This is a genomic window from Arthrobacter sp. MDT2-3 (assembly GCF_059090465.1).
In genome coordinates this window covers 456,126-482,558 of record NZ_JBNHFS010000001.1, presented here as the reverse complement: position 1 = coordinate 482,558, position 26,433 = coordinate 456,126, and the positions used below count along the sequence as shown (strand labels likewise).

The 26,433-nt window shown below is 61.7% G+C and carries 24 protein-coding genes, 1 pseudogene and 1 riboswitch; of the genes and pseudogenes, 13 read left to right on the top strand and 12 right to left on the bottom strand.

The window, feature by feature from the left end; all coding sequences use genetic code 11:
• Nucleotides 1–9: 9 nt before the first annotated feature.
• The 5 genes from AC5RUQ_RS02230 to AC5RUQ_RS02210 all read right to left on the bottom strand — a co-directional run bounded on the left by AC5RUQ_RS02230 (nucleotide 10) and on the right by AC5RUQ_RS02210 (nucleotide 4,469).
• Nucleotides 10–1,344 carry an LLM class flavin-dependent oxidoreductase gene (locus AC5RUQ_RS02230; protein WP_493945778.1) on the bottom strand — a complete coding sequence of 445 codons (1,335 nt, stop codon included), beginning with the start codon at nucleotides 1,342–1,344 and terminating at the stop codon, nucleotides 10–12.
• A gap of 13 nt (nucleotides 1,345–1,357) precedes the next feature.
• Nucleotides 1,358–2,122, bottom strand: a complete 765-nt coding sequence (locus tag AC5RUQ_RS02225; RefSeq protein ID WP_493945777.1) for a 3-oxoacyl-ACP reductase — start codon at nucleotides 2,120–2,122, stop codon at nucleotides 1,358–1,360.
• 87 nt (nucleotides 2,123–2,209) lie between these two features.
• The gene (gene thiE / locus AC5RUQ_RS02220; protein WP_493945776.1) at nucleotides 2,210–2,947 is read right to left on the bottom strand and encodes a thiamine phosphate synthase; all 738 of its coding nucleotides are present in this window, start codon (nucleotides 2,945–2,947) and stop codon (nucleotides 2,210–2,212) included.
• On the bottom strand, nucleotides 2,944–3,747 hold the full coding sequence (gene thiM / locus AC5RUQ_RS02215; RefSeq protein WP_493945775.1) for a hydroxyethylthiazole kinase: 804 nt from the start codon (nucleotides 3,745–3,747) through the stop codon (nucleotides 2,944–2,946). The genes thiE and thiM overlap by 4 nt, the downstream gene beginning before the upstream one ends.
• A riboswitch (TPP riboswitch) is annotated at nucleotides 3,739–3,835 on the bottom strand. (Overlaps the previous gene by 9 nt.)
• Before the next feature lie 139 nt (nucleotides 3,836–3,974).
• Complete coding sequence (locus AC5RUQ_RS02210; RefSeq protein WP_493945774.1) at nucleotides 3,975–4,469, bottom strand: ribose-5-phosphate isomerase; 495 nt, start codon at nucleotides 4,467–4,469, stop codon at nucleotides 3,975–3,977.
• Between the two features lie 148 nt (nucleotides 4,470–4,617).
• Between AC5RUQ_RS02210 and AC5RUQ_RS02205 the strand changes: the two genes are divergently transcribed.
• From AC5RUQ_RS02205 to AC5RUQ_RS02165, 9 genes are all read left to right on the top strand, one after another.
• Nucleotides 4,618–5,496, top strand: a complete 879-nt coding sequence (locus AC5RUQ_RS02205) for a transketolase (protein WP_493945773.1) — start codon at nucleotides 4,618–4,620, stop codon at nucleotides 5,494–5,496.
• Nucleotides 5,493–6,461, top strand: coding sequence for a transketolase family protein (locus tag AC5RUQ_RS02200; protein ID WP_493945772.1), 969 nt, complete (start codon nucleotides 5,493–5,495; stop codon nucleotides 6,459–6,461). Before AC5RUQ_RS02205 ends, AC5RUQ_RS02200 begins: the two co-directional genes overlap by 4 nt.
• On the top strand, nucleotides 6,454–8,013 hold the full coding sequence (locus AC5RUQ_RS02195) for an FGGY-family carbohydrate kinase (protein WP_493945771.1): 1,560 nt from the start codon (nucleotides 6,454–6,456) through the stop codon (nucleotides 8,011–8,013). The genes AC5RUQ_RS02200 and AC5RUQ_RS02195 overlap by 8 nt, the downstream gene beginning before the upstream one ends.
• Nucleotides 8,010–8,819 (top strand): SDR family NAD(P)-dependent oxidoreductase, encoded by an 810-nt coding sequence (locus tag AC5RUQ_RS02190; protein ID WP_493945770.1) that lies wholly within the window; start codon nucleotides 8,010–8,012, stop codon nucleotides 8,817–8,819. Before AC5RUQ_RS02195 ends, AC5RUQ_RS02190 begins: the two co-directional genes overlap by 4 nt.
• Before the next feature lie 28 nt (nucleotides 8,820–8,847).
• Entirely contained in the window at nucleotides 8,848–9,864 is a 1,017-nt protein-coding gene (locus tag AC5RUQ_RS02185; protein WP_493945769.1) for an ABC transporter permease, read from the top strand.
• A gap of 65 nt (nucleotides 9,865–9,929) precedes the next feature.
• Nucleotides 9,930–10,892: a substrate-binding domain-containing protein gene (locus AC5RUQ_RS02180; protein WP_493945768.1), complete on the top strand. Its 963-nt coding sequence runs from the start codon at nucleotides 9,930–9,932 to the stop codon at nucleotides 10,890–10,892.
• A 71-nt stretch (nucleotides 10,893–10,963) separates the two neighbouring features.
• Nucleotides 10,964–12,454 (top strand): sugar ABC transporter ATP-binding protein, encoded by a 1,491-nt coding sequence (locus AC5RUQ_RS02175; protein WP_493945767.1) that lies wholly within the window; start codon nucleotides 10,964–10,966, stop codon nucleotides 12,452–12,454.
• A gap of 62 nt (nucleotides 12,455–12,516) precedes the next feature.
• On the top strand, nucleotides 12,517–13,548 hold the full coding sequence (locus tag AC5RUQ_RS02170; protein ID WP_493945766.1) for a sugar-binding transcriptional regulator: 1,032 nt from the start codon (nucleotides 12,517–12,519) through the stop codon (nucleotides 13,546–13,548).
• Entirely contained in the window at nucleotides 13,520–14,290 is a 771-nt protein-coding gene (locus AC5RUQ_RS02165; protein WP_493945765.1) for an SDR family oxidoreductase, read from the top strand. Before AC5RUQ_RS02170 ends, AC5RUQ_RS02165 begins: the two co-directional genes overlap by 29 nt.
• Before the next feature lie 71 nt (nucleotides 14,291–14,361).
• Here AC5RUQ_RS02165 and ribB read toward each other — a convergent pair.
• Nucleotides 14,362–14,949, bottom strand: a pseudogene (gene ribB, locus AC5RUQ_RS02160) (3,4-dihydroxy-2-butanone-4-phosphate synthase); the annotation flags it as partial.
• A gap of 196 nt (nucleotides 14,950–15,145) precedes the next feature.
• On the opposite strand from ribB, the gene tkt reads away from it, so the two are divergent.
• The 4 genes from tkt to tpiA all read left to right on the top strand — a co-directional run bounded on the left by tkt (nucleotide 15,146) and on the right by tpiA (nucleotide 19,563).
• Nucleotides 15,146–17,293, top strand: coding sequence for a transketolase (gene tkt, locus AC5RUQ_RS02155; RefSeq protein WP_493945764.1), 2,148 nt, complete (start codon nucleotides 15,146–15,148; stop codon nucleotides 17,291–17,293).
• Between the two features lie 29 nt (nucleotides 17,294–17,322).
• On the top strand, nucleotides 17,323–18,432 hold the full coding sequence (tal, locus tag AC5RUQ_RS02150) for a transaldolase (RefSeq protein WP_493945763.1): 1,110 nt from the start codon (nucleotides 17,323–17,325) through the stop codon (nucleotides 18,430–18,432).
• Nucleotides 18,429–18,665: a hypothetical protein gene (locus AC5RUQ_RS02145; protein ID WP_493945762.1), complete on the top strand. Its 237-nt coding sequence runs from the start codon at nucleotides 18,429–18,431 to the stop codon at nucleotides 18,663–18,665. Before tal ends, AC5RUQ_RS02145 begins: the two co-directional genes overlap by 4 nt.
• Nucleotides 18,666–18,750: 85 nt before the next feature.
• On the top strand, nucleotides 18,751–19,563 hold the full coding sequence (gene tpiA / locus AC5RUQ_RS02140) for a triose-phosphate isomerase (protein ID WP_493945761.1): 813 nt from the start codon (nucleotides 18,751–18,753) through the stop codon (nucleotides 19,561–19,563).
• Nucleotides 19,564–20,626: 1,063 nt separating this feature from the next.
• Here the strand turns inward: tpiA and AC5RUQ_RS02135 are convergent.
• From AC5RUQ_RS02135 to AC5RUQ_RS02110, 6 genes are all read right to left on the bottom strand, one after another.
• Nucleotides 20,627–20,896 carry a hypothetical protein gene (locus tag AC5RUQ_RS02135; RefSeq protein ID WP_493945760.1) on the bottom strand — a complete coding sequence of 90 codons (270 nt, stop codon included), beginning with the start codon at nucleotides 20,894–20,896 and terminating at the stop codon, nucleotides 20,627–20,629.
• 115 nt (nucleotides 20,897–21,011) lie between these two features.
• A complete protein-coding gene (locus tag AC5RUQ_RS02130; RefSeq protein WP_493945759.1) occupies nucleotides 21,012–21,791 on the bottom strand; it encodes an HpcH/HpaI aldolase family protein in 780 nt (259 codons plus the stop codon).
• 246 nt (nucleotides 21,792–22,037) lie between these two features.
• Complete coding sequence (locus AC5RUQ_RS02125; protein WP_493945758.1) at nucleotides 22,038–22,967, bottom strand: ketopantoate reductase family protein; 930 nt, start codon at nucleotides 22,965–22,967, stop codon at nucleotides 22,038–22,040.
• A 69-nt stretch (nucleotides 22,968–23,036) separates the two neighbouring features.
• A complete protein-coding gene (locus tag AC5RUQ_RS02120; protein ID WP_493945757.1) occupies nucleotides 23,037–24,134 on the bottom strand; it encodes an isocitrate/isopropylmalate dehydrogenase family protein in 1,098 nt (365 codons plus the stop codon).
• Nucleotides 24,135–24,217: 83 nt separating this feature from the next.
• Nucleotides 24,218–25,549, bottom strand: a complete 1,332-nt coding sequence (locus AC5RUQ_RS02115; protein WP_493945756.1) for an MFS transporter — start codon at nucleotides 25,547–25,549, stop codon at nucleotides 24,218–24,220.
• Nucleotides 25,550–25,623: 74 nt separating this feature from the next.
• Nucleotides 25,624–26,430: an SDR family NAD(P)-dependent oxidoreductase gene (locus tag AC5RUQ_RS02110; protein WP_493945755.1), complete on the bottom strand. Its 807-nt coding sequence runs from the start codon at nucleotides 26,428–26,430 to the stop codon at nucleotides 25,624–25,626.
• Nucleotides 26,431–26,433 lie beyond the last annotated feature (3 nt).

Below are 26,433 nucleotides of genomic sequence, written 5' to 3'. Positions count from 1 at the left end.
AAGATTCTTTCACGGTGATACTCCCAAGATGCCTGACGGGCGTTCGAGTTCCAAGTGCCCACGTAGCGTATCCGCGGTGTAGCTGCTTCGGAAGAGTCCTCGCCGCTGAAGTACGGGAATCACTCTGTCCACGAATTCATCTAGTGAGTCCGGCAGCAGCGGCGGCATCAGGTTGAACCCGTCTGCGGCTCCGGAGCCAAACCAGAGTTCAATATCGTCGGCAATCTGTTCCGGGGTTCCGACCATGGTGCAGTGTCCCCCGCCTGCGGCCAGCCTTCCGAGCAGCTGCCGCACCGTAGGCTTTTCAGCCTCGATGATCCGCAGGACGGTGGTATAGCGGCCCTGTGGCCCGGTGAACTCGGAGGCCGGTGGCAGGGGCGGGACGGGGGCATCCAGTTCCCACTCCCTGCAGTCCTGACCGATAAACGTGCCTAGCTGGGCCAGCGAGTGCGCGGCAGGGAGCAGTACGTCCACCTCCGCCTGCCGGCGCCGGGCTTCGTCCTCGGTTGATCCCACGTACGTAACCAGTCCCGGCATGATGGCTACCGTGTCCGGGTTCCGCCCGGCGGCTGCAATTCGCCTTTTCATGTCGGCGTAGTAGTCCTGAGCGGAGGGCAGGTCATAGGCGACCGCGTAGATCCCCTCGGCATACCGGGCCGCCAGGTCACGGCCCTGCCCTGAGGCGCCGGCCTGGAACAGTACCGGCCGGCCTTGGGGCGGCCGGGGTACGGTCAGCGGGCCCTCCACCCGGAAATGATCACCGACATGATTCAGCGGCTGCAGCCTGTCCGGGTGGACGTACACACCGGTACGGTCCATCACCAGCGCATCATCGGCCCACGAATCCCAGAGCTGCAGCGCGACCTCGATGAATTCGGCCGCCCTGGCATAGCGTTCGGCATGGGCGGGCATGGCCTCCAGCCCATGGTTGCGGGCTTCGGCGTCGAACATGGACGTAACAACATTCCAGCCGACACGACCACCACTGATGTGGTCAAGGGATGCCAGCATCCGCGCGGCGTGGAAGGGCGTGTAGAAGGTGGTCGAGACGGTGCTGACCAGCCCGATCCTGCTGGTGGCCCGTGCCATGGCCGCCAACGCCGTCAGCGGTTCAAGGAACCATCTCGGCCCCGGACCTAGATCGCCGGCTGAGTGTCCGTCGGCGAAGAAGACTGCGTCGAAAAGGCCGCGCTCGGCGCTTTGGGCAAGCCGTTCATAATAGGCGATTTCTCCCAGTTGCTCCACGGCCGATTCGGGTCGGCGCCAGGCGGCTCCGTGGTGGCCACAGCCAAAGAGAAAAGCGTTGAAGTGGAGCTGCCGCCGGGGTGCGGCAGGGTTCGGCATGACCGTCCGTCCCTTAGTTCATGACCAGGCCGCCGTCGACCACCAAATTCTGGCCGGTGACGGAGCGTGCCCAGGGGGAAGCAAAGAAGAGAATGGCGTCAGCAAAGCCCGACGGTGTTGTGACCTGGCGAAGAGGCGTGGCCGCAGCTATGTAGTCGAAAACCTCCTCGGGCGTGGCTGCGCTGGCATCGGTGGTGCGCAGCAGCCCGCCGGAGACCATATTCACCGATACGTTGTGCTGGCCCAGGTCTGCGGCCATCGTCCGGGTCAAGGCCAGCAGCGCTGCCTTCGCCGCGGTGTAGTCGTGGTACGGGACTACCGGGTTCTGAAACAGATTGGTGCCGATGTTGATGACCCGGCCGAAACCGTGTTCAGTCATGCCCGGCAGAGCTTGCTGGATGGTGTTTAGTGCGCCGCGGACACTCCCGGAAAACTGGGCTTCGAATTCCGGCCAGCTGATGCCTCCAGCACTGGAGCGGGCGTCACCATTAAAGGAAAAGTCGGCCAGGGCGTTATTGACCACTGTGGTCACCGGGCCGCCGAAGTGCGCCTGGGACTGGTTGAGCATGGCTGCAACTTGATCGGCGTCTGTCACGTCGGCCCGCAGGGCTACGGCCCGGTTGGGGCCGTACTTGGCTGCCAAGACTTCGCTTTCCTCGGCGCTGTTGCGGTAGTTGATCACTACTCTGGCGCCCTGGTCGGCAAACGCTTGAACGATGCTGTGGCCGAGACCGCGGCCACCACCGGTGACGAGGACGATCTGCTCTGAGATTTGCATGGTTTCTAGGCTTTCTTTCTTGGGGCGAACAATGGTTGGCGCCGGGCAGTAAAAAAGAGAACCGGGACAGTAAGTAGCCCCGGGACGCTAATCCTGCGCAGCAGGGGTGCTGTTTCTGCAGGCGGGGAAGTTGACGCCTGGCTCGGCGGTTGAGGATCCTAAGGAATTCCAGCGTTCGACAAGGTCTTCGGCGCTGCACGTCGCATCGTCCGCGGCGCAAATCGCGGAGACCACAGCTATTCCCGCTGCCCCGGCACGGCGCAGCGGAACTACGTCACCAGGTTCAATACCGCCGATGGCCATACAAGGCAGGGTGGTAGCGGCCGCGATCCGCCCAAACCCGTCGACGCCCAAGGGCGCCGGGTGATCAGCCTTTGTGGACGTCGGGCGGATAACCCCCACCCCCAGGTAATCCACCGTCCCCCCGGGCAAGCGATGCAGGGTATCCAGGTGCTCAGGGGTGTTTGCGGTCAGCCCCACGACGGCCCCGGCACCCACCAGCGCCCGTACCCGTTCGACGGGAAGGTCGCTTTGGCCGACATGGACTCCGTGCACGGCAGCACCTGCCGCCCGGGCGGCCAGAAAGACATCCACCCGGTCATCCACCAAAACGGTGGCCGCATGCCCGACAGCTTCAGCAGTACACAGGACCAGCTCGTATAGGTCGGCGGTGCTGGCACTTTTTTCGCGGATTTGAACGATCCGTACCCCTCCCGCAACAGCCGCCCGGGCAGTCTCCACCACTCCCCTGCGACCGCATAACTGAGTGTCGGTCACAAGGTAAATGCCGTCGATGCGCCCGGCCGCCCTGTCCCCGGCGGTCATGAGAGATTCATCCGGGACGAAAGCATCCCTGTGTCGATACTTGCCAGGGCATCAAGGAACGCGACGGCGAAAGTGCCCGGACCCCGAACACCCTCAGCTGCCATCTCCGCCGCCACCGTGTACACGGCAGTGGCAGCCGCGGTAGCGGCGAGCTTGTCATCATCGACGGCCAAAAAGGCCGCAGTGACCGCACCCAGTGCACACCCGCCCCCGGTGATTTTGGTCAGATGCGGGTGGCCGTTGCTGATTCGTACAGAATCCGTGCCGTCTGTGATGATGTCGGTTGGCCCCGAGACCGCCAGTATCGAACCATATTGGAGGGCTAGGCTTTTGGCTGCTTCCAATGCGGTTTCGGGTCCATCTACGGCATCGACTCCGCGTCCGCCCTGCCCTACGCCCGCCAGGGCCATGATCTCCGAAGCGTTGCCGCGGACCGCCGTTGGGCGGTGATTCAGCAGCTCGGCAGCCAGCGCGGTACGGACCGGCAAAACACCCACGGCCACCGGATCAAGAACCCAGGGTGTCCCGGATTCGCAGGCGGCGCGTACTGCCTCGCGCATACTTGCCCGCTGTTTTTCGTGAGGGGTGCCGACATTTACGAGCACTCCCGACGCAACCCGCGCGAACGGTCCTGCCTCGGCAGGGACGTCAACCATCGCGGGTGCGGCACCGATGGCGAGCAGCACGTTGGCGGTGAAGTTTGTCACCACTGTGTTGGTCAGGCATTGAATCAAGGGCGTGGTTTCCCGGAGCCGTTCGAGCATGGTCCAGGCATGGTCAGGCGTCAGGCGAATAGTCATCCGCGACATCCCTTCGCTAGTACGAACTAGATCAGGTTCAACGGGTGTTCTCTCAGCCCCTACCAGCAGGGCACCCCGTGTCACTAACGCAAAACCCTACTCCCCACCGGGTAGTGGAGAGAACTTCCCTGTCGGGCCCGCTGACTCCCTCTGGCCCTTTGAACGGTGATCCAGGGGCAGGCTCGACCAAAACACTGTCGTCCCAAGGCGCCACGCGCGGAGAAAATTTAGTCGGGGACGACTCCCGTGCTCTCGTAGCGGGAAATTTTCTCGATCCTGCGGGAATGCCGTTCATCTGCGCTGAATGGCTCCTTCAGGAACGCCTCGATCAGTGAAGTGGCCTCGTCGACACTGTGCTGGCGACCGCCGACGGCCACGACGTTGGCGTCGTTGTGCTGCCTGGCCAGTTTCGCCGTGGAGAGATTCCAGGCGAGGGCTGCCCGGATGCCCTTAACCTTGTTGGCCGCTATCTGTTCGCCGTTCCCGGACCCGCCCAGAACGATGCCCAGCGCAGGCCGGCCGGCTTCCTGGTCGGCGACCACGGCATGGACGGCATTGATGCAAAAGGACGGGTAGTCGTCCAAGGGGTCGTACTCCTTAGGCCCATGATCGACTACCTCATAACCTTGGGCCTCCAAATGGCGAACAAGGTGCGCGCTCAACTCCATCCCTGCGTGGTCGGTGGCTATGTGTACGCGCGGATACGAAGAGTTTGAGGACATAACGGTTTTCCAATCAGTTGTTGGCGGGTTCTGTCAGGTACGCGCTTGAGGGGTTATTTTTCCCACAGTACAAGCGCGGGGGGTTGACTTTGCAAGTGTGGCATCCGTAACATATTCACATACAGTCACTACTGAATGGATATGCACAATGCTTACTGCAGATGCTTCACAGGCCGCGGCGTGGCGGTCTCTTCGAGAAGATCTACTGGCGGGTGACGCCTCTTTCCGCGCCGAGAAACTGCACGAGCGGGCGCAGGCAACGCGGCGCTCCATCCTGAAAATGATTGCGGACGCCGGTCAGGGTCACATCGGCGGGGACTTCTCGGTCACAGACATCCTGACGGTCCTATTTGACGCGGTGCTGGATATCGATCCGGAAGATCCCCGCAAAGAAGACCGCGATCATTTCATTCTCAGCAAGGGCCACTGCGCGGCTGCACTGTACTCGACCCTGGCCCACGGTGGATTCTTCCCTGCATCCGAACTGGACACGTTCATGGCGCCCCTGTCCGCGCTGAACGGTCACCCGAACAGGGTGAAGGTTCCTGGAGTTGAAACCAACACTGGGCCTCTGGGTCACGGCCTCCCTGTGGCCGTAGGTACCGCACTAGGCGCCAAGCTCTTGAAGAACGACTCGCGTGTTTTCGTCGTCACCGGTGACGGTGAAATGCAGGAAGGCAGCAACTGGGAGGCGTTGATGTCAGCGTCGCATCAGAAGCTGGACAACCTGACCGTGATCGTTGACCGCAACCGGCTTCAGCAGGGCGCACGGACTGAGGACACCAACGGGCTTGATCCGCTCGATGCCCGCCTCGCTGCTTTCGGGCTTGAGGTCAGGGTTATCGACGGCCACGACTACAACGCCCTCATTGAGGCGATGGCTCCTTCCACCACCGGTTCTCCGGTTGGTGTCATCGCCAACACGATCAAGGGCAAGGGCGTGTCCTTCATTGAGGACCGCGTCGAATGGCACCACAAGGTGCCATCCGCAGAACAGACCACCCAGGCATTCCAGGAGCTCTCATGACCACGACCACTGTGCTCAAAGAAGCACCCACTTTCGACAACCGGCAGGATTTCGCCGACGAGCTGATCCAGCTGGCCAGGACAAACGAACGCATCGTCGCTGTCTGCAACGATTCGGTCGGGTCGAGCAACCTGACCAAGTTCCGGGATGAATTCCCGGACCGACTGATCAACGTTGGCATCGCCGAGCAGAACATGGTCGGCGTCGGCGCCGGCCTGGCCAACGCCGGGCTCATCCCCTTCGTCTGCGCTGCCGGCCCCTTCCTGACCGGGCGGTCCCTGGAGCAGATCAAAGCCGATGTCGCCTACAGCCAGCACAACGTGATCCTTTGCGGCATGAGCCCGGGCATGGCGTACGGCGAACTCGGCCCCACCCACCACTCCGTTGAGGACTTCTCCTGGCTCCGGGCCCTCCCCGGCCTGGATATCGTTGTCCCGGCCGACGGCGACCAGACCCGCGCTGCTGTCCGCAACGCCGTCGCCAACCCGCGCCCCACCTACATCCGTGTCGGCCGCTTCAAGGTCCCCAAAGTATCGGACCACGATTCGAGCTTTGAACGCGGCAAGTTCGTCACCGCCCGCGAAGGTTCAGACGCGACCGTCATTGCCACCGGCACCGAAGTTTCCCGCGCCCTGTGGGCAGCAGCTTCGCTGGAGGCAGAAGGCATCTCGACCCGTGTGCTGAACGCTACCTACCTGAGCCCCCTTGATGAGGAAGCCATCGTCACCGCGGCCCGTGAAACCGGTGCGATTGTCACCGCGGAGGAAGCCAACGTCGCCGGCGGCCTGGGCGCAGCGGTTGCCAGCGTCGTCGGCCAGCTTGAGGACGGCGCCCGTGTGCCCCTCCGTATTCTGGGGCTCAAGGACTTCGCTCCCACCGGCAGCACCCAGTACCTGCTGGGACACTTCGGTCTCGAGGCTGATGACATTGCCAAAGCAGTACGTGGAGCTTTGAACCGTGTCTAGCCAGAACCGTGCCGCCGCCGGGTCCTCAGTCGTCGTTGCAGTGGACCAGGGCACGAGCGCAACCAAGGCACTCATCATGGACGCGGCCGGTGACATCCTCGGCCGCGCCCATGTGAGCCTGACCCAGCAGCACCCGCAGCCGGGTTGGGTGGAGCAGGACCCGCTGGCCATCAAGGACAGCGTCATCTCCGCCATTGGTCAGAGCCTGAAGCCCCTTGAATCAAAATTGGTTCTGGGTATCGGTCTCAGCACCCAACGTGAGTCAGTCATGATCTGGGACAGGGCCACCGGCCAGCCACTTGGTCCGATCCTGGGCTGGCAGGACCGCCGCACCGCCCAGCGGGCGAAGGAACTGATCAATGATGGTGCCGGGCAGATGGTGCAGCGTGCCAGCGGACTGCCGATTGACCCGATGTTCTCGGCCCTGAAACTTCAGTGGCTGCTGGACAGCGTTGACCCCGATCGGCGGCTCAGCCTGGCCGGGAAGATCGCGGCCGGCACGGTCGATTCATGGCTGGTCTTCTGCCTCACGGGCCAGCACCGCATCGAAGCCGGTAACGCCAGCCGCACCCAGCTGATGAACCTGGACAGCGTGGACTGGGATCCCGAACTCCTGGATCTCTTCAATGTCCCGGCGCAGGTGCTCCCGGAAATTGTCGCGTCCAACGAGCCCAGCTCTCCGCTGACCATCTCGGACGCCGCCGGCGCACCCGTGTGTGCAGTACTTGGCGATTCGCATTCCGCGCTGTACGCGCACGGCGTGCGGGAGCCCGGAACGGTGAAGGCCACCTACGGTACGGGCAGCTCCATCATGGGTCTGTTGACCGAAGCTGCACAGTCGGCGCCGTTGGCTGGTCTGGTCAGGACCCTGGCATGGCATGACGGTGCTCCCCGGTACGCCTTTGAAGGCAACATCTTGGCAACCGGAGCCACAGCCATGTGGCTTGCCCAGGTGTTCGAAGCTGACGTAGCACACCTTGATTCCCTGGCCAGGACCGTGGAAAGCAGCGGTGGCGTGAACATTGTTCCCGCTTTCGCTGGACTGGGCGCGCCGTGGTGGGACGAACGTGCCGAAGCGTCCATCAGCGGGTTCAACCTTGGTACCTCGGGCGCGCACTTGGCCCGGGCAGCGTTCGAGTCGATTGCACTGCAGATCGAGGATGTTCTGGCGGCTGCGGAGAAATCCATCTCCACACCGATCCGTTCCGTCCTCGCCGATGGCGGCCCAAGCTCAAACAGTTGGCTGATGCAGCTGCAGTCGGACCTGAGCCAGCGCACTGTCCTGCGCAGTACGGTGCCTGACCTTTCCGCCCTGGGTGTTGCCCATATGGCAGCCATTCAAAGCGGCTTGTGCAGTGCCGAAGACATCGAAGCGGTCCCGCGGAACCGTACCGAGGTCCGCCCGCAGATCACCGGCGAAGAGGCCGCGGCACGGAAATTGAGCTGGTCCCGCGCCGTTGCCCGGGCGCGGTGGACTCCTCCTGCCGAATCCGGCATTGAGGAACGGCAGGACGCGGCTTTGGCGTCCACGGCGGAAGGAGCAGGTAAGTGACAAACCTTGTGGGATCGGCGATCTTCGCGGGGCACTTCAAGGGCCGCCGTGCTCTGGTGACAGGGGGCGGCAGCGGGATCGGCCTCGGTATCGCCCAGGCGTTCGCCGAAGCCGGCGCCTCCGTGCTGCTTGTTGACCGTAACCCTGCCGTTGCTGACGCCGCTGCAGCTCTACGCGAAGCAGGCTTCGATGTGGAGCACGCCGTTGCCGATGTCACCGATGAGGACCAGGTCCGGGCTGCCTTTGCCAAGGTGGTTCAACTGTGGGACGGCCTGGACATCCTGGTGAACAACGCGGGGATCATCACAATCTCCAACCTTGAGGACCTTAGCCTCGAGGAGTTCAACAGGGTTCTCGCGGTCAACACGACTGCCGTCTTCCTGTGTTGCCGGGAAGCAGCCCCGCTGCTGAAGGCCAGCAACAATGCCGTGATCCTTAACGCTTCCAGCGGGCAGGGCCGTCAGGGCTTCATCTTCACTCCGCACTATGCGGCCAGCAAGTTCGGTGTCATTGGAATGAGCCAGTCCCTGGCGAAGGAGCTCGCTCCTTCCGGGATCCGGGTCAACAGCTACTGCCCGGGCATCGTCAAAACGGAGATGTGGGAGTACAACGACCGCGAATGGGGAAGCCGGCTCGGCAATTACAAGCCTGGTGAGCTCATTCAGGAATGGATTGACGGGATCCCCCTGAAACGGCCTGCCGAAGCCACGGACGTGGCGAACCTTCTGCTTTTCCTGGCTTCCGACGCAGGAAGCTACATCACCGGACAGGCCATCAACATTGATGGCGGAATGTTCATGAACTAGCCCATCTCAACTGCCAACGGAGTCAACCATGAGTCAACAAGTAGCACACCGCCCCGGCGGAGCGGATCCCGCGGGAACCGACGCCAAAGCACCTCTCTTCTCCACCCTCAGCGCACGACTGTTCTCCGGAAGCGGCGGCGCCCTGCTCGGCCTGATCGCCCTGTTCATCATCCTGAGCTTCGCCTCGCCCTTCTTCCTGACCAGCCGCAACCTCATCAACATCCTGGACCAGGTAACCGTTCTTGGCATCCTGTCCGTCGGAGCAACTGCGGTCATCATCACCGGCGGCATCGACCTGTCAGTCGGTGCCATCCTCGGACTCTCCACAATGGTCCTGGGCTGGCTCTCCCATCAGGGCGGCTGGCCGATGTGGGCTTCCATGCTGGCAGCCATCGCAGTGGGTGCCCTCGCCGGTTCGCTCAACGGCCTGGGCATTACCTACGCCAAGCTGCCGCCGTTCATAGCCACGTTGGCCATGCTCTCCATAGCCCGCGGCCTGGCGAACCTGATTACCGACGGCCAGCAGATCGTCGGATACCCCGAATGGTTCTTCAACCTTTCCTCCGAACGGTACCTCGGCTTCTTTTCGGTGACCCTGCTGGTCGTCGCAGCCCTGTACCTCGCGGCCTGGGCGTGGCTGAAGTACCGCGCATCCGGGCGTTCGATCTACGCCATTGGCGGCGGCGCCGAAGTAGCGCGCCTGGCAGGCATCCATGTCAAGAAGGTCACCATCTGGGTCTATGTCTTTGCAGGCGCCCTGGCCGGCCTCGGCGGCATCGCCCTGGCCAGCCGTCTTGACTCCTCCCAGCCCAGCGCCGGGGTCGGCTATGAGCTGGACGTCATCGCCGCTGTCGTTATTGGCGGCGCCAGCCTCAACGGCGGCGTAGGACGCATTGGCGGAACGATCATCGGCGTGCTGCTGATCGGCGTGCTGCGTAACGGCCTGAACCTCCTGGGGGTTTCACCGTTCATCCAGCAGATTGTCATCGGCCTCGTCATCGCCATCGCCGTGATGGCAGACGTGCTTCGCCGCAAAAAGGCCTGACCGCCCCCAACCAAGCAGCCCCACGAAACAAGCAGTACCCACCCGAATTAATCAATGGAGATGAAATGTTTAAGAAAATCACAGTAGCCGCGGTTGCCGTAGCCACCACCCTTTCCCTGGCCGCCTGCGGCGGGGGCGGCGGAGACGCAGGCTCCGGCGGAGGCGGGGGCGAGCAGCAGAAGACCATCGGCTTGGCGGTAGCCAACCAGCAGGCAGACTTCTTCAACCAGATCCGCCAGTCAGTCGAAGCAGCAGCCAAGGAACAAAACGTCAAGGTTGTCGTCGCCGATGCCAAGGGTGATTCCAACACCCAGGTATCCCAGATCCAGGACTTCATCACCCAGCAGGTAGACGCAATCATCTACATTCCTGCCGGCGCCACCGCTGCCACCGTCCCGGTCCGCGCTGCAAAGTCCGCCAACATCCCGATCGTGGCCGTGGACCGCAACCCTGAAGGCGCGCCTGGTAGCACCTTCATCGCAACGGACAGTGTCGCCGCCGCCAAGGAACTGGGCGAATGGGTAGGAAAGACGGTCAACGGACAAGGGAAGCTGGGCGTGATTCAGGGTCAGATCGGTACCACCCCCGAACAGGCCCGTGACGAAGGTTTTAAGGCCGGCATTGCCCAGTTCCCGGGAATCCAGGAAGTAGCACGCCAGGCCTCGCAGCAGTGGGCACAGGATGAGGGCTACCAAATCGCTACTGACATGATTCAGGCCAACCCGGGCATCAACATCTTCTTCGGCCGCGCTGACGCGCTTGCCCTGGGAGCCGCCCAGGCTGTCCGTAACGCCGGCGTCGAAGGTGCGACCATCGTCGGGTTCGATGGCGACAAGGCCGGCCTGGAAGCCGTAAAGAATGGAACGCTGGCAGCCACCGTCACCCAGCCCACACAGGCCATGGGCAAACTCGCCCTGGAATCTGCAATCAAGCTGGCAAACGGTGAAGACGTTCCCGCCGAGCAGCTCCAGGACGGCGTCCTGACAACCAAGGAAAACGTCGACGGCTTCATCGCCAACCACCCCTAACCAAGCAACGGGCGGCGCCTGATAAGGGGCGTCGCCCGCCCTGGCCATTCCCTTAGTCAATGGAGCCTAAAATGCCTACCGAGGACAATCGCGGCCTACGAGTCAGCGGCGTCACCAAGAAATACCCCGGCACCATCGCTGTCCAGGACGTGGACCTGAGCATCTACCCCGGAGAAGTCGTAGCACTTCTGGGAGAAAACGGCGCAGGAAAATCCACCCTCTCCAGCATCATCGCCGGCGTCACCGAGCCCACCACTGGGACAATGACCTGGAACGGGGAACCCTACGCTCCCGCGACTCCAGGTGATGCCATCGCCGCTGGCATTGGGCTCATTCACCAGGAAATGCGCCTCCTGCCCGATCTCACCGTCGCCGAAAACGTCATGATCGGACGCTGGCCCATGCGCAGCGGAATGCTTGATGCGAAAACCATGCGCGAAAAAGCAAAGGCCCAGCTTCAGCGGCTCGGGTTCAAGGGCAGTGTAGACACTAATGTCAGGGACCTCAGCGTAGCCGGGCAGCAGCAGGTGGAAATCGCCAAAGCTTTGATGTTGAACGCATCCCTGCTCATCCTCGACGAACCAACGGCAGCACTGGGCCAATCCGAAACGGACGCCTTGTTCGAATGCGTCCGCTCGCTTCAGGCCGAAGGCGTCTCCTTTATCTACGTCAGCCACCGCCTTGCCGAAATTGCCAAAATCGCTACCCGCATCGTCGTCCTGCGTGACGGACAGAAGATCACTGAGCATGCCTCCGGGGAAGTTTCACCGAAGCAGCTTGTCGAGGAAATGGTAGGCCGCCCGGTAGACCGGCTCTTCCCTGAGGTCCCCCCACCCAGAGACAAAGTCGTGCTGGAGGTCAAGGACCTGCACGACAAGGACGGCAACTTCACTGACGTATCCTTCGACGTCCGCGAAGGCGAAATCTTCGGGATCGCCGGAATTGTCGGTGCCGGACGCACCGAACTCGTCCGCGCCATCGCCGGTGCCCAGCACCGTCATGGCGGCACCGTCGTGCTGGACGGAAAAACCCTGAAAGCCGACGATCCCATGGCGGCCATAAAGGCCGGTATCGTTTTGATCCCTGAGGACCGCAAACAGCAGGGGCTGGTGGTCTCCGACACCATAGAGAACAACATCGCCTTGCCCAATATGGCCAAACTCAGCTCCGGCGGTTGGATTGCTCCGGCAAAGGTCCGCAAACTTGCCGCCGGTGTTGCCAAGAGTGTCGGGATGAAAGGCAATGTCGCATTGCCTGTGGGGTCCCTGTCCGGTGGCAACCAGCAGAAGGTGGTTATTGGTAAATGGCTGGAACGCAACCCGCGTCTGGTCATTCTGGACGAACCAACGCGCGGTATCGACGTCGGGGCGCGTGCCTCCATCTACGAGGTGATAGCTGAGCTGGCACGGAACGGCGATTCCGTCATCGTCGTCAGTTCCGATCTGGAGGAAGTCCTGGGTCTGGCCCACAGGGTGATGGTCCTGGCCCGCGGACAGAACCAGGGAATCCTCGATCCGCACGAGGCCTCCCCCACCCGGGTCATGGAACTGGCCACAAGGTAGAAGATTAAGGAGGACGTGAAATAATTTCATCCTTAGCCTGCAGCCCTACTGAAGGACACTCCTTGGTTCCGCGACACAAGCCCCTTTCATCCGAACAGCTCGGACTCGTGGTCAAGTCCGCACGGATGTACCACGAGCAAAAACTCAGCCAGGCAGAAATCGCGGAGCAACTGCACGTTTCCCAGTCGCGGGTGTCCCGCTGGCTGTCCGACGCCATCAAGCAGGGGATTGTTCGAACCATCGTGGTGGCCCCGTCGGGTACGGAGTCGGACCTGGAAGAAGCCGTGGCAGCCAAGTACGGACTACAGGCCGTCATCGTCGCCGATCCTGGCACCGACGACGAAGCGTCGATCATCCGCTCCCTAGGGGCAGCCGCAGCAGGTTACCTCGAAGTCACACTCACGGGTGCAAACAGGGTGGGACTTTCCTCCTGGTCATCGACCTTGCTGGCCACTGTTGATGCCATGGCACCCAAGAACGTCAAAACCGCGGAGAGTGTCATCCAGGTCATCGGCGGGGTGGGCAACCCTACCGTCCAGGTGCGCGCCACGCACCTGGCGGACCGGCTCGCAAGTGTCACCAAGGCGACGCCGAGGTATTTGCCTGCCCCGGGCATTGTCTCCAGCCCCGAAGGCCGGGATGCGCTCTTCGCGGACCCGTTCGTGGCAGAAGTTGCCGCCGAATGGGACAGGCTGGACACCCTGCTGCTGGGCATCGGAAGCATCGAACCCTCCCCCCTGCTGCGGGATTCAGGAAACTCCCTCGGAGAAGGAGAGCTCAGCAACCTCGCCAAGGCAGGAGCCGTCGGAGACGTCTGCCTGCGGTTCTTCGACGAACACGGCACCCTGATCCACTCCGACCTTAACGACCGCGTCCTGGGCATCAGCCCGGAGCAAATGCTGAAAATCGGCCGACGCATAGGCGTCGCAGGCGGCAGCAGGAAATACGCAGCCATCAAGGCAGCGGTTGAAGGCAACTGGGTCAACGTACTCATCACAGACAAAAACACCGCGCTGAAACTGGAATCAGAAAAAGCGCCCACAAGACCATTCGCAGAGGAAAACCATGAACAACCCACTGTCCTTCTCTCTTGACGGCCGCACCGCACTCATCACCGGCGGCGGATCCGGCATCGGACAAGCCATCGCCCTGGGCATCGCCCAGCAAAACGGATCTGTCGGCATCGTCGACCTGCCAGGAGAAGGTCCCGAAGAGACCCTGCACCTGATCCGCTCTGCCGGAGCCAAAGCGACTTTCGTTTCGGGCGACGTCACCAGCGCCGAACAGATGGAAGAGGCCGTCGCGAAGATCCAGGCCGACCTGGGACCGCTGACCATGGCCGTAAACTCCGCAGGAATAGCCAACGCCGCCCCCGCCGAAGAGATGCAGCTGGCGCAATGGCAGAAGGTCTACGACATCGACGTCACCGGCGTCTTTCTCAGCTGCCAGGCCGAAGCCCGGGCCATGCTCAAAAACGGCGGTGGATCCATCGTGAACATCGCCTCCATGTCCGGGTCCATCGTCAACCGGGGACTGCTCCAGGCCCACTACAACAGCGCCAAAGCCGCCGTCATCCACCTCAGCAAGTCCCTTGCGATGGAATGGGCCGAACGAGGCATCAGGGTGAACGCCCTGAGCCCCGGCTACACCATGACCAAAATGAACTCCCGCCCCGAGATGGTGCACCAGATGGAGGTCTTCGCCCAGGAGACCCCCCTGAAGCGCATCGCAGACCCTTCAGAAATGGCCGGACCAGCTGTGTTCCTGCTCTCGGACGCCGCCTCGTTCGTCACAGGAATCGACCTGCTTGCCGACGGCGGCTTCTGCGCCCAGTAACAAAAAAACCTGCTGGAGCCCCGGAAACCCCGGGGCTCCAGCAAAGCACCAAATGTTCAGTTCAAAGCATCAATGAGCTGCGCGATACTGATCACCGGGAGCCCCTTCTCACGGCCCAGCTCCAGCAGCCCCGGCAAACGCATCATCTCCCCGTCATCAGCCACAACCTCGGCGATGACGCCGACCGGTACAAGACCGGCCAGCTTCAGCAAATCCACAGCAGCCTCGGTATGGCCGGGCCTCTGGCGCACTCCCCCGTCAACAGCGCGCAGGGGAAGGATATGTCCAGGGCGAAGGAGGTCCAACGGGCCGGAGTCCGGGTCGGCAAGAACCTTCAAAGTCCGGGCCCGGTCCGTGGCACTAATACCAGTAGAGGACTGACCGGCAGCGTCCACCGTAATCGTGTAGGCAGTACGAAGGGAATCCTTATTGTCCTCAGTCATTAACGGCAACGACAACGCATCAGCCCGCTCGTTCGTCATCGGAGCACACACAAAACCGCTGGACACCCGGATAATCCAAGCCAACCACTCAGGGGTCGCATGCTCGGCCGCCATGATGATGTCACCTTCGTTCTCACGATCTTCATCGTCGACGGCGATGACAGGCAGGCCAGCCTTCAGGGCTTCAACGGCGGCATCAATTTCAGCAAGAGACATGTCAATCCTAGATTCTTCGGAGGGAAAGCCGATATAATTCATGGTAATGCAGTACTGAATTGTTATTCAGTCGAGTGCTTTCCCGACCTGATCGTACCCTTGCAACTCCCCCACAGCGCATTTGCACGGACACCGTCGCCAGCGACCTGAAGCTGGCCTCTTTCCCGGAAACCGCCAGCTCAGAAAGCGACCTCAAATGTCGACATCCACCAACAAAACTGCCGCAGCGCCCACACCCGTACTGTCTTGGACCAGACTGGACGAGCGTGCGGTGGACACTATCCGCGTGCTCTCAGCAGATGCCGTGGAGAAGGTGGGCAACGGCCACCCGGGAACGGCAATGAGCCTGGCTCCGGCCGCGTACCTCCTTTTCCAGAAGCTGATGCGGCACGACCCGCGGAATCCTGACTGGCTGGGCCGTGACCGCTTTGTCCTGTCCCCGGGCCACACCTCCCTCACCCTTTACATCCAGCTCTTCCTTTCCGGCTACGGCCTGGAGCTGAAGGACCTGGAGGCGCTGCGGACGTGGGGTTCACTGACCCCGGGCCACCCCGAGTACAAGCACACCGCCGGCGTGGAGATCACCACCGGCCCGCTGGGCCAGGGCCTTGCGTCCTCCGTCGGCTTTGCCTACTCCCAGCGCCGGATGCGCGGCCTGTTCGACGCCGACGCCGCCCCGGGTACCAGCCCGTTCGACCACACCATCTGGGTCATTGCCTCCGACGGCGACCTCCAGGAAGGCGTCACAGCTGAGGCTTCCTCGCTGGCCGGCCACCAGGAACTGGGCAACCTCGTGGTGGTGTACGACGAGAACCACATCTCCATTGAGGACGACACCGACATCGCCTTCACGGAGGATGTCCTCAAGCGCTACGAAGCCTACGGCTGGCACGTCCAGCGCGTGGACTGGACCAAGACCGGCGAATACAAGGAAGACGTCCAGGAGCTCTACTCGGCGCTCCTCGCCGCCAAGGCTGAGACGTCCAAGCCGTCCATCGTGTCGCTGCGCACCATCATCGGCTACCCGGCCCCCAAAAAGCAGAACACGGGCAAGATCCACGGTTCTGCCCTTGGTGCAGAGGAAGTCGCCGCACTGAAGGAGGTTCTGGGCTTTGACCCGGCCAAGTCCTTCGACGTGGACCAGGACGTCCTGGCCCACGCCCGCGCCGTGGTGGACCGCGGTGCTGCCGCCCGCAAGGAGTGGGAAGAGTCCTTCAACGCCTGGCAGGCGGCCAACCCCGAGGGCGCGGCCCTGCTACAGCGCATCGAGGCCAAGGAACTGCCCAACGATGTTGACGCGGCCCTTCCGGTCTTCCCGGCCGGTAAGGACGTCTCCACCCGTGCCGCCTCGGGCAAGGTCCTGAACGCCCTGGGCCCGGTCCTGCCCGAACTGTGGGGCGGGTCTGCCGACCTTGCAGAGTCGAACAACACCACCATCGAGGGCTCGCCGTCGTTCGTTCCGGCGTCGAAGCAGACGGACGCGTGGAAGGGCAACCCGTACGGCCGTGTGCTGCACTTCGGTATCCGCGAGCACGCCGCAGCCTCGATCGTCAACGGCATCAGCCTGCACGGCCGGACCCGCGCGTTCTCGGGCACGTTCCTGATCTTCAGCGACTACCAGCGGCCCGCCATCCGCCTTGGCGCGCTGATGGGTGTGCCGTCCCTGTACGTTTGGACGCACGACTCCATCGGCCTGGGCGAGGACGGCCCCACGCACCAGCCTGTGGAACAGCTCGCGTCGCTGCGCGCCATCGTTGGCCTGGACGTTGTCCGCCCCGGTGACGCCAACGAAGTAGCTGTGGCCTGGAAGACGATGCTGGAAAACCACTCCAACCCTGCCGGCATCGTGTTGACCCGCCAGAACATCCCCACCTGGGAACGCGGCGAGGGCGAGGCCGACGGCGACACCTTCGGTTCCGTTGCCGGCGTCGCCAAGGGCGGCTACGTGCTGGCCGAAGCATCAAAGGACGGCGCCACCGTCGAAGCCGACGTCATCCTCATCGGCACCGGCTCCGAGGTCCAGCTGGCCGTGAAGGCCCGCGAGGCCCTGCAGGCCGAAGGCATCGCCGCCCGTGTTGTCTCGATGCCCTGCGTTGAGTGGTTCAACAAGCAGGACGCCGCCTACCGCGAGTCGGTCCTCCCGTCCGCGGTCAAGGCGCGCGTGTCCGTCGAAGCAGGACTGGCCCTGGGCTGGAAGGAATTCGTTGGCGACGCCGGCCGTTCCGTCAGCCTTGAGCACTACGGCGCTTCCGCGGACTACAAGCGCCTCTTCCAGGAGTTCGGCATCACCGCAGAAGCAGTTGCTGCGGCCGCCAAGGACTCCCTCGCCGCCGTCCAGGCCTGAAAACCCGATTTCCTAGGAGATATAGAACAATGACTACTCCCACCCAGCAGCTCTCCGACGCCGGAGTTTCCATCTGGCTTGATGACCTCTCCCGCGGACGCCTGGAAACCGGCACCCTGGCCAAGCTCATCGAAGAAAAGAACGTGGTTGGCGTGACCACCAACCCGTCCATCTTCCACGCCGCGATCACAACCAGCGCCGACTACGACGGCACGATCGCAAAGCAGGCAGCAGCCGGCGCCAGTGTTGAAGACACCATCTTCGAAATCACCACCACCGACGTCGCTGACGCCTGCGACCTGTTCGCACCCGTCGCTGCAGCCACCAAGGGCGTTGACGGCCGCGTATCCATCGAGGTTGACCCGCGCCTGGCCTGGGACACCGCCGGCACCATCGCTGAAGCCAAGCACCTGTACAAGAGGGTCAACAAGGACAACGTCCTGATCAAGATCCCCGCCACCCTCGAGGGCCTCGAAGCGATCACCGCCACCCTGGCCGAGGGCATCAGCGTCAACGTGACCCTGATCTTCTCCCTGGAGCGCTACCGCGCCGTCATCAACGCCTTCCAGTCCGGCCTGGAGCAGGCCAAGGAAAATGGCCACGACCTCTCGAAGATCCACTCCGTGGCCTCATTCTTCGTTTCCCGCGTGGACTCCGAGATCGACAAGCGCCTCGACGCCCTGGGCACGGACGAGGCAAAGGCCCTCAAGGGCAAGGCCGGCCTGGCCAACGCCCGCCTGGCCTACCAGGTCTACGAAGAACTCTTCAGCACAGAGCGCTGGACCCTGCTGGCTGAAGCCGGCGCACTCCCCCAGCGTCCCCTGTGGGCCTCCACCGGCGTGAAGGATCCGGCCTACCCGGACACCCTGTACGTCACCGAGCTCGTCGCCCCCGGCGTCGTGAACACCATGCCGGAAAAGACCCTGGACGCCACCTTCGACCACGGCGTCATCACAGGGGACACCGTCACCTCACGCTATGCCGATGCCGCAGCCGTTATAAGCGAGGTAGAAAGCCTGGGCATTTCCTACGACGAGGTCGTCGCAGTTCTGGAATCAGAAGGTCTGGACAAGTTCGTGGCCAGCTGGAAGGAACTGCTCGGCGACGTCGAGCGCGCTCTCGCTTCTGCACGGCAATGAAGCGCGCCAAGCAGGTCAGCGGTGATGACCAGACGATTGCCCAGGACTGGACCTCACTTCAGGTCGGTGACTTCGTTCATGTTATCGAGCCCGGGGGATACACCTACACGGCCTGTATCGAGACCATGAGCGAGAAATCGGACATCGTCTGGATCAGGGCATGGGGATTCGGAACACGGCATCTCCTGCACGAACTCGACGGAACCCAGCTGCACCGCCGGGAAAAGCCCTAGGCCAGCCCCTGTCCGGGAAATCAGTCCGGCAAAGACAGACCACAAAAGCACTACCATCACTTATCGGAAAGAAGCAGAGGAAGCCATGACCACATCTACCAACAATTCCAACCGGCGCAAACCCTTGATTGCGGGGAACTGGAAGATGAACATGGACCATGTTCAGGGCACGGACCTACTGCAGCATCTGGCCGAGGCGCTGTCGGAGGCCAAGCATGATGCAGACCGGGTTGAGGTTGCCGTTTTCCCGCCGTTCACGACTCTTAGCACCGTCCAGGCTCTTATCGAGGACGATGGTCTGAATCTGTCCTCCGGTGGTCAGGACGTATCACCCTTTGACTCCGGCGCCTACACTGGCGACACCAGCGCGCAGTTCCTGACAAAGCTCGGTTGCAAGTATGTCCTCGTTGGGCACAGCGAACGCCGGACCATTCACAACGAGACCGACGACATCCTGAATGCCAAGGTAAAGGCCGCCTACCGTCACTCCATCGTCCCGGTGCTCTGCGTCGGTGAAGGCCTTGAAATCCGTCAAGCCGGAACACATGTTGAACATACGCTGACCCAGCTGCGGGCAGGTGTTGAAGGGTTGACGAATGACCAGGCATCCAGGCTCGTAGTCGCGTATGAACCAGTATGGGCCATCGGCACTGGAGAAGTCGCCGGCCCACAGGACGCCCAGGAGATGTGCGCCGCTATCCGCGCCGAACTGGCAGAACTCTTCGATGCCGACGTCGCAGCCACAGCCCGGCTCCTGTACGGAGGCTCCGTCAAGGCAAACAACGCCTCCGCCATACTCAACGAGCCTGACGTCGACGGCGTGTTGGTCGGCGGCGCCAGCCTCGATGCAGCCGAGTTTGCCAACATCGCAGCTTTCGAGGGTCAGCCAGCTAACTGACCCAACTCCAGTTGCCGGACACCTAACCCGTCATACGTCCAGGGTGGTGCAGCCAGCTTCCGGCTGCGCCACCCTGAAAAGTTTGTCGTCCAGTGACATTCTTCGTGCAACCAAGGGAGCGGCGCCCGCAGGAAACCATTCACCACTCATGACCGCACCGGATACAACACGCCGCGCCTCCGCACCTTCCTGAACGGCTTTGGGCTGCCAAACACCTCAACTATGCTTCGTCCGACCTCTCTTGTTCATGATCGGCGACGGAGTCGAATCCGGTTAAATAGCCCTCTTCTGGCCTCCGGCGGAGCGGAGCCGTAAGTGAAACTACGGCTCCGAATCAACACGCCAAGAACGCAGTGAGGACAAAAGCATGCATAACCACGTACCTGTTTCTGGACCCCTTTCAAACAACACGGCCTATAGTGAGGATTTGAGGACCCCTGGCATGCTGGAACTCATTGTGCCTGAAGGGGAGGAGGTGGGATCCGCGCTCGAAGCTGCCATCCTTCAAGTCACCCCAGCCGCCAGCAGGAACGACATGGGAATCATGGTCACTGAGATTCAAAAGGGCCACTTCGTAGTGCGGGCGCACCCGGAGGTTCCGTGTGGCCTTGTACGGAGAAGTCCTCGGCACCAAAGCGATTAGGGAGCCTAGCCGATTGACCAAAAGTTTCGCCCAAATTGGGGCACCCCAGCCTGGCACCAATCACTCCTTACCCGCTCAAAAAGCAGTCTTGCGTCCGACGGCTCCCTACCAAGTTGGCAGAAATCGTCGTCATTGGCTCCAGCGGGGGAAGCACCCCCGTCCACAGCCGGGGGCACTTCTCGTGTTTATCCACCGCTGCTGCTTGCGGAGCTCCCCCAACGGCTCCGATCTTCAGCCGTGGATACCCGGACTTGACCCCCAGCCGTGGACGGCTATAAGGAGACGTTTAAAGCACTCACGGTGGTCAAGAAGCCGGAGCATTTCCAAATCTGCAGGTTGACAAAAGGTCAACTATGGACGCGGTGAAATCGAGGTGGTTGCTTCGAGACGAGAGTCCTTTTCTTGATCCTGTTCTTGCTTTTAGATGTTTGGCAGTGTGGGGTAGAGCTGGGTGTATGTCATCCGGTAGCTAATACTTCCGGTCAGCTGCTGTGGCTCGACCCAAACCTGATCGTTCAGGGCGGCCACGTACATTCGTCGTGGCTGGACCCCGTCGGCTGCGATCCAGAGGGCGGAAGAATCCGGCATGGCGTCTTCTACGACGCCTGCGCTTACGACTTGGCCGTCACGGCGGATTTCGACGGGTGCCCCAATAAGTCGATTCCAAGCCGGATAGTTTTGCAGTGTCATAGGTCCTCCTAAAGTGATGCTTGCCGCGGTCGCCGATACGACGTGGACCGGTGTTGCAAGTGTGCGCCAGGACGTGACGAGCTTTTCGCCGTCAGGATCGGGATGCCTGCTGTGCTTAAAACCACCGATGCGGGACAGCCTGTTTGTCGAGAGCTGTTATATTAGCCTGCAGCTCTCGAACCATCAGGCCAATGTCTGAGCCGATGGAAACCATGCCAAAACCTTGATCGCGGCGTTCGAGGACGTCTTTGACGTTGCGTCCGACCACTCCTGTGGCGATGCCTTTCTCCGCAGCTGCCCGCCTGAGGTTCAGGTTTAGATCCGCCACACCTGGTCCTTCCCACTGTCCTATAAATCCATAACTTGCAGACATGTCACCGGGTCCCAGGAATATCGCTTCCAGTCCAGGGACGGCAAGGATTTCGTCAATATTTTCAGCGGCGCGCCGAGTTTCTATCATCGGAAGGAGCATGAGGGTGTCATTGGCACTGGTGACATAGTTGTCCATTTCCAGCCCCCAGCAGACATTCCGCTCGCCCCCGATGCCACGTCTGCCCTGAGGTGGGTAGAGCATGTTCGATTTGGCGGCGAGTATCTGATCCGCAGTTTCTATCATGGGCAGAATGATGCCGTCGGCACCAAGGTCGAGAACACGTTTGGTGGGTTCCAGTTCGTGGGTTGGAGGCCTTACCAGAATGGAAAGCCCGGAACCTCGGGCCGCCAGAAAGTGATTCCTTACGTCACGGTAGTCCAAGTGCCCGTGCTCAAGGTCGATACAAATCCAGTCCAGTCCGAGCTTCGCCGCAATCTCGGTCATTGCTGGGCTTTCGAGGGTGACCCAAAGCCCAAATGCAGTCTCACGCGACTGTAGCTTTTTTCTAAGTTCGTCATTCATCAGTCGGCGTTCCTTTCACGATTAGTGGTTCAGAGCTGGCGGCTGGTGGGGCAATACGGCAGTCAACAGCAGGGGCACCAAAGAGGCAGCAACTACTGCGGCTCCTTTTCCGTCCCCGGCTTAACTGGGGGTTAACCTGTGCGGTTAATGGCCGAATCCACCCCGTAGGCTGCATCAGCGGAGTGGATTCGGTGTTCGCTACGGACGTACTCAGGGTCTCGGTGCACGAACCCCTGGTGCGGCCGGTTAGAGGTAGGTCAGTTCGCGTGCCCGGATAAGGTTTGCGACAGTTTCGTTGACGGGGGTTGCCACGCCAAGGCGGCGGCCTTCTTCGACCACTGCACCGTTGATAGCATCGACTTCACACCGGCGCTTAAGGCTGGCGTCCAGCAGCATCGAGGGCTTGGCATCGGGTATCTTTGAACCGAGCTTGCGGACGTGCTCAATCGGGTCCCCGACATCGAGGTGTACCCCGCGGGCCTTGGCAACTGCTATGGCTTCTTCAGAGCACTTACGTGCAACGGCCCAGGAAGTCTCGTTGTTCATGACTTGGCCGATGGTCATGCCGGTCGCACACGTCGTTCCGGAGAAAGCGACGTTCATAATGAACTTTTCCCAAACCATCTGCTGCACGTCCTCGAACAGTTTGACCGTGAAACCCGAACTGGTCCATATTGCGGCTGAGCGCTCGAGTTCCACGCGGGAAAGAGACCCGAAGGCGCCGAATCGGATCATCTCCATGCCGTTGTGGTGCGCAGTTCCGGGTTTGGGAACGGAGGCTCCGAAGCCCCCCACGACCCCAACAACCAGCCGGTCAGGGTCTAAAACTTTAGCGACCCGCTCCGGAGCCCCCAGACCGTTCTGGATCGTTTGCACTATGGTGGCCGGTCCGATCAGGGGATGCGCGGATGCAGCTGCCTCTTCCACGTCGAAGGACTTAGTGGCAAGGATGACCAAGTCCATGTGGCCCAATCCCCCATCCACATTTTGAGAAAAGGAGCTTAGCCGCACGGTGCGGTCACCGCTCGCACCGGTGACCCTGAGCCCTGCAGCATTGACTGCCTCGACGTGGTCTGCCCATTTACAGACACCGTGCACTTCATGACCGGCGTCCTGCATGAGGCCGGCGTAAACCGATCCCATCGCGCCGGCCCCGATGATCGCGATCTTGGCCATTGGTTTCCTACCTTTTCTGGTTCTTGGTGTCCTAGATCGGACATCAATTTTCGCCGTATACGGGTTTACTCAGGCCGCGACTGTTGCCGAACGGAGGGTCCCGCTGATGGTCGCGGAAAGTTCACTGGTCGAGAGCGTGCCGCCGATGTCTGGTGTTGAAAGGCCACGCGCCAGGGCATCAGCTGTGGATTCGCGAACGGCTTTTGCTGCGGCGACACATCGCTCATCGCCGTTTCGTACTCCCAGCCAGTCAAGCATCATCGCCACGGACAGGATCGTGGCGACTGGATTGGCCAGCCCGGCCCCTGCAATGTCCGGTGCCGTACCGTGGCAGGGCTGAAAGACCCCGTGATTGGCGCTGACGTCACCTGAGGGGGCGACGCCCAGGCCACCGACAACGCCTGCGGCGATCTCGGACACTATGTCACCGAATACGTTTTCGGTGACGATGACGTCGAATCTCTCCGGGTTGGTTACAAGCATCATTGAGCCGGCATCGATGTAGAGCCTCTGGGATTCAATGTCGGGGTGTGCTGCTGCCACCTCGTCGAACACCTTCCGCATGAAGGCGTTGCTGCGCAGGACGTTTGACTTGTCGAAGAGCGTCACGCGGCCAGGTGAGCCGTGGGATTGTTTTCTCGCGGCGGCCTGCTCGAAGGCAAGATGGAACAGCTTTTCACTCGTGGCCCTTGTTATGGTCAGCCGGTCGCTGACTGCCTCATCACTGGGGGCTGCCTTGTCGTGACGGCCTGCGAACAGACCCTCTGTGGTTTCCCGGATGACGAGCATGTCGATGGAATCTGATCGCAGGTTCGTCGGGACGCCCGGAAAAAGCTTGGCAGGACGAAGGCTGGCGAACAGACCGTAATGTTCCCGGATGTCGATCTGCGGGGCTACTTCGGTGCCGTCCGGTTTGCGGGTATCAGGATGCCCCATGGCGCCCAGGAGCATTGCATCGGCAGTTCCGATCGCGTTCATATCCTCATCGGAGATCGATGCCCCTGTCTTCTCGTACAGGCCGGCTCCTGCCTCAAATGTGGTGCAGTCGAATGCGATTCCAAAAGTGTCGGCGGCGGCGCGGAGTACCTCCAGTCCGGAGGCGATTACCTCCGGCCCGATGCCGTCGCCCGGCAGAACTGCGATGTCATATTGTTTGGTGGTGGTCATGGCTAATCCTTTAGTTCAACGTTGTGGCGTGTGCGGGGTTTGAGTGCGGCCTGCCGCGTTCCCTGGGGTGTTGTTAGTGGTCGTTAGACGCCCGCTTTTTCTTCTTCTTTTCTCGCACGGGCGTCCATGAACAGGCGCTTTGGGTCGGTTGGAGCCATGAGTGCTCCGATGGTGCTCACCAGCCCGACCAAGCCGATGTAGGCGATCAGCAGCCACGGGCCGCCACCGGCCATAGTCACGAGCAGGCCAGCGAGCAACGGCAGGGGACCGCCGAATGCCATGCCGGAAAACTGGAAGCCGGTGGACATGCCCGTTAGGCGGACGTTGGGCGGGAAAAGGCTCGCGAAGAACGACGCCTGGGCGCCGAAGGCAAGGCCGTGGACGATGGGGAAGAGCACGGATACGCCCAGGAACAAAGCGAAGATGTTTCCGGTGCCGACAAGGGGAAAGATCAGTGCGAAGACGAAGATCGAGGACGTGGTGGCGATCAGGTAGATTCGCCTGGCACCATATTTGTCCGCGAGGAGGCCTCCGGCGAGGATCGCGCCGAGGTCCACCACCGCTGCAAGCGTAACGGCGGTGAGCACTGTAGTCTTTTCGAACGTGCCATCAACGGTCGAGTAATTCAGGATGAACGTGGTGGCGGTGAAGAACACGACGTTGATGACTGCCTGGCCCATGAACACGATCAGGATTGCCTTGCCGTGCCGTCGGAAAGCTTCAACCATCGGGAAACGGACAATGTCGCCCTTCCGCTTCATTTCGGTGAAGTCTTCACTCTCAGGCAGGCGCCGTCGGATGTACTGACCGACGATGACGAAGACAGCGGTGAGGAGGAACGGTACGCGCCAGCCCCAGCTCAGCAGTTGGTCATCTGGCAGTGCGTAGAAAATGAGTGAGACGGCCGATGAGAGCAGCAGCCCGATGGCGACGCCCATTTGCGGGAACGCTCCGAACAGGCCTCGCCGGCCTGGCGGGGCGCTTTCGACGGCTGTTACCGTGGCTGCGCCCCATTCGCCGCCGCAGGCGATGCCCTGGAGGAGGCGCAGGACGATCAGTGCGATGGGGGCGGCGACGCCTATCGTGTTGTAGTCAGGGAGCAGACCGATGACTACTGTGGCCGTACCCATGAGGATCAGCGTGGCGAGCATGATGTTTTTGCGACCCAGGCGGTCTCCGAGGTGCGAGAAGATTATTCCGCCCAAAGGTCGGGCGAACCATGCCGTGGCGAAGGTGCCGAAAGCCAGAAGCGTTCCTAGAGCAGGGTCGACGTCGGGGTAAAAAACCCTGTTGAATACAAGTGCGGCGGCGATGCCGAAGATGTAAAAGTCGTACCATTCAATTGCTGCGCCGACCATTGTGCCGACTGCGACCGCCCGATGTTTCTGGTTGGCGGATACCTGTTGTGATGCCACTTCATGTTCTCCTATGAACGATGGGAATCCTGGTTGTAGGAAGCCGCGCTGGGTGGGCCCTACTTTGGGGGGCGTTACTCCATCAGGAGTCCGCCGTTGATGTTGAGGATCTGTCCGGTGATCCATGAGCTGGCGTCCGAGACCAGATAACTGACGGCTTCGGAGAAGTCTGCGGCTTCGCCCATCCTGCCCAGGGGGACGGTTTTTGGATCGAAGCCCTGGCCTTGGGTGAAGGGGGTGTCTACGGGGCCCGGTGCGATGGAGTTCACGCGTACGCCCGACGAGGCGTTTGCTTTCGCGGCCCATTTGACGAGTGAATGGACTCCGCCCTTAGCCGCGGCATACGCAGGGCCGTTCTTAAGACCGCCCGTCTTCCCCGCAATGGAACCGAACAGGATGATTGAACCTGAACCCTGGGCTTTCATGATGGGAATGGCGTGCCGAACCAAGTAGAAGGGTCCGGTGAGGTTGATGGCCAGCTGGCGTTCCCAATGCTCGGGAGTTGTCTGCTCCAAGGTAGTGAAGTCGCCGATGCCGGCGCAGTTCACTACGGCGTCCAACCGGCCGTAGGCCGCTGCCGCCTGCTCGATTGTTGCCCGGACTGCTTCGTCATTGGCGATGTTGACTACGGCTCCCATCGCAGTGCCCCCGGCAGTCCGGATAGCCTCGACGGTTTGCTCAGGAGGAGCGATGTCAACACAGGTGACAAGCATGCCCGAGGATGCGAGGGCGAGAGCTGTGGCTCGTCCGATGCCGGAGGATGCTCCGGTGATGAGGACGGCCTTTCCGGCCAAATCGGACGGATTCAGGATGCTGGAAGACAGACCCGGGGTCGGTGCTGAACGGTCACTAAAATCGGTTGAGCTGGCTGTGCTGGGCATGGA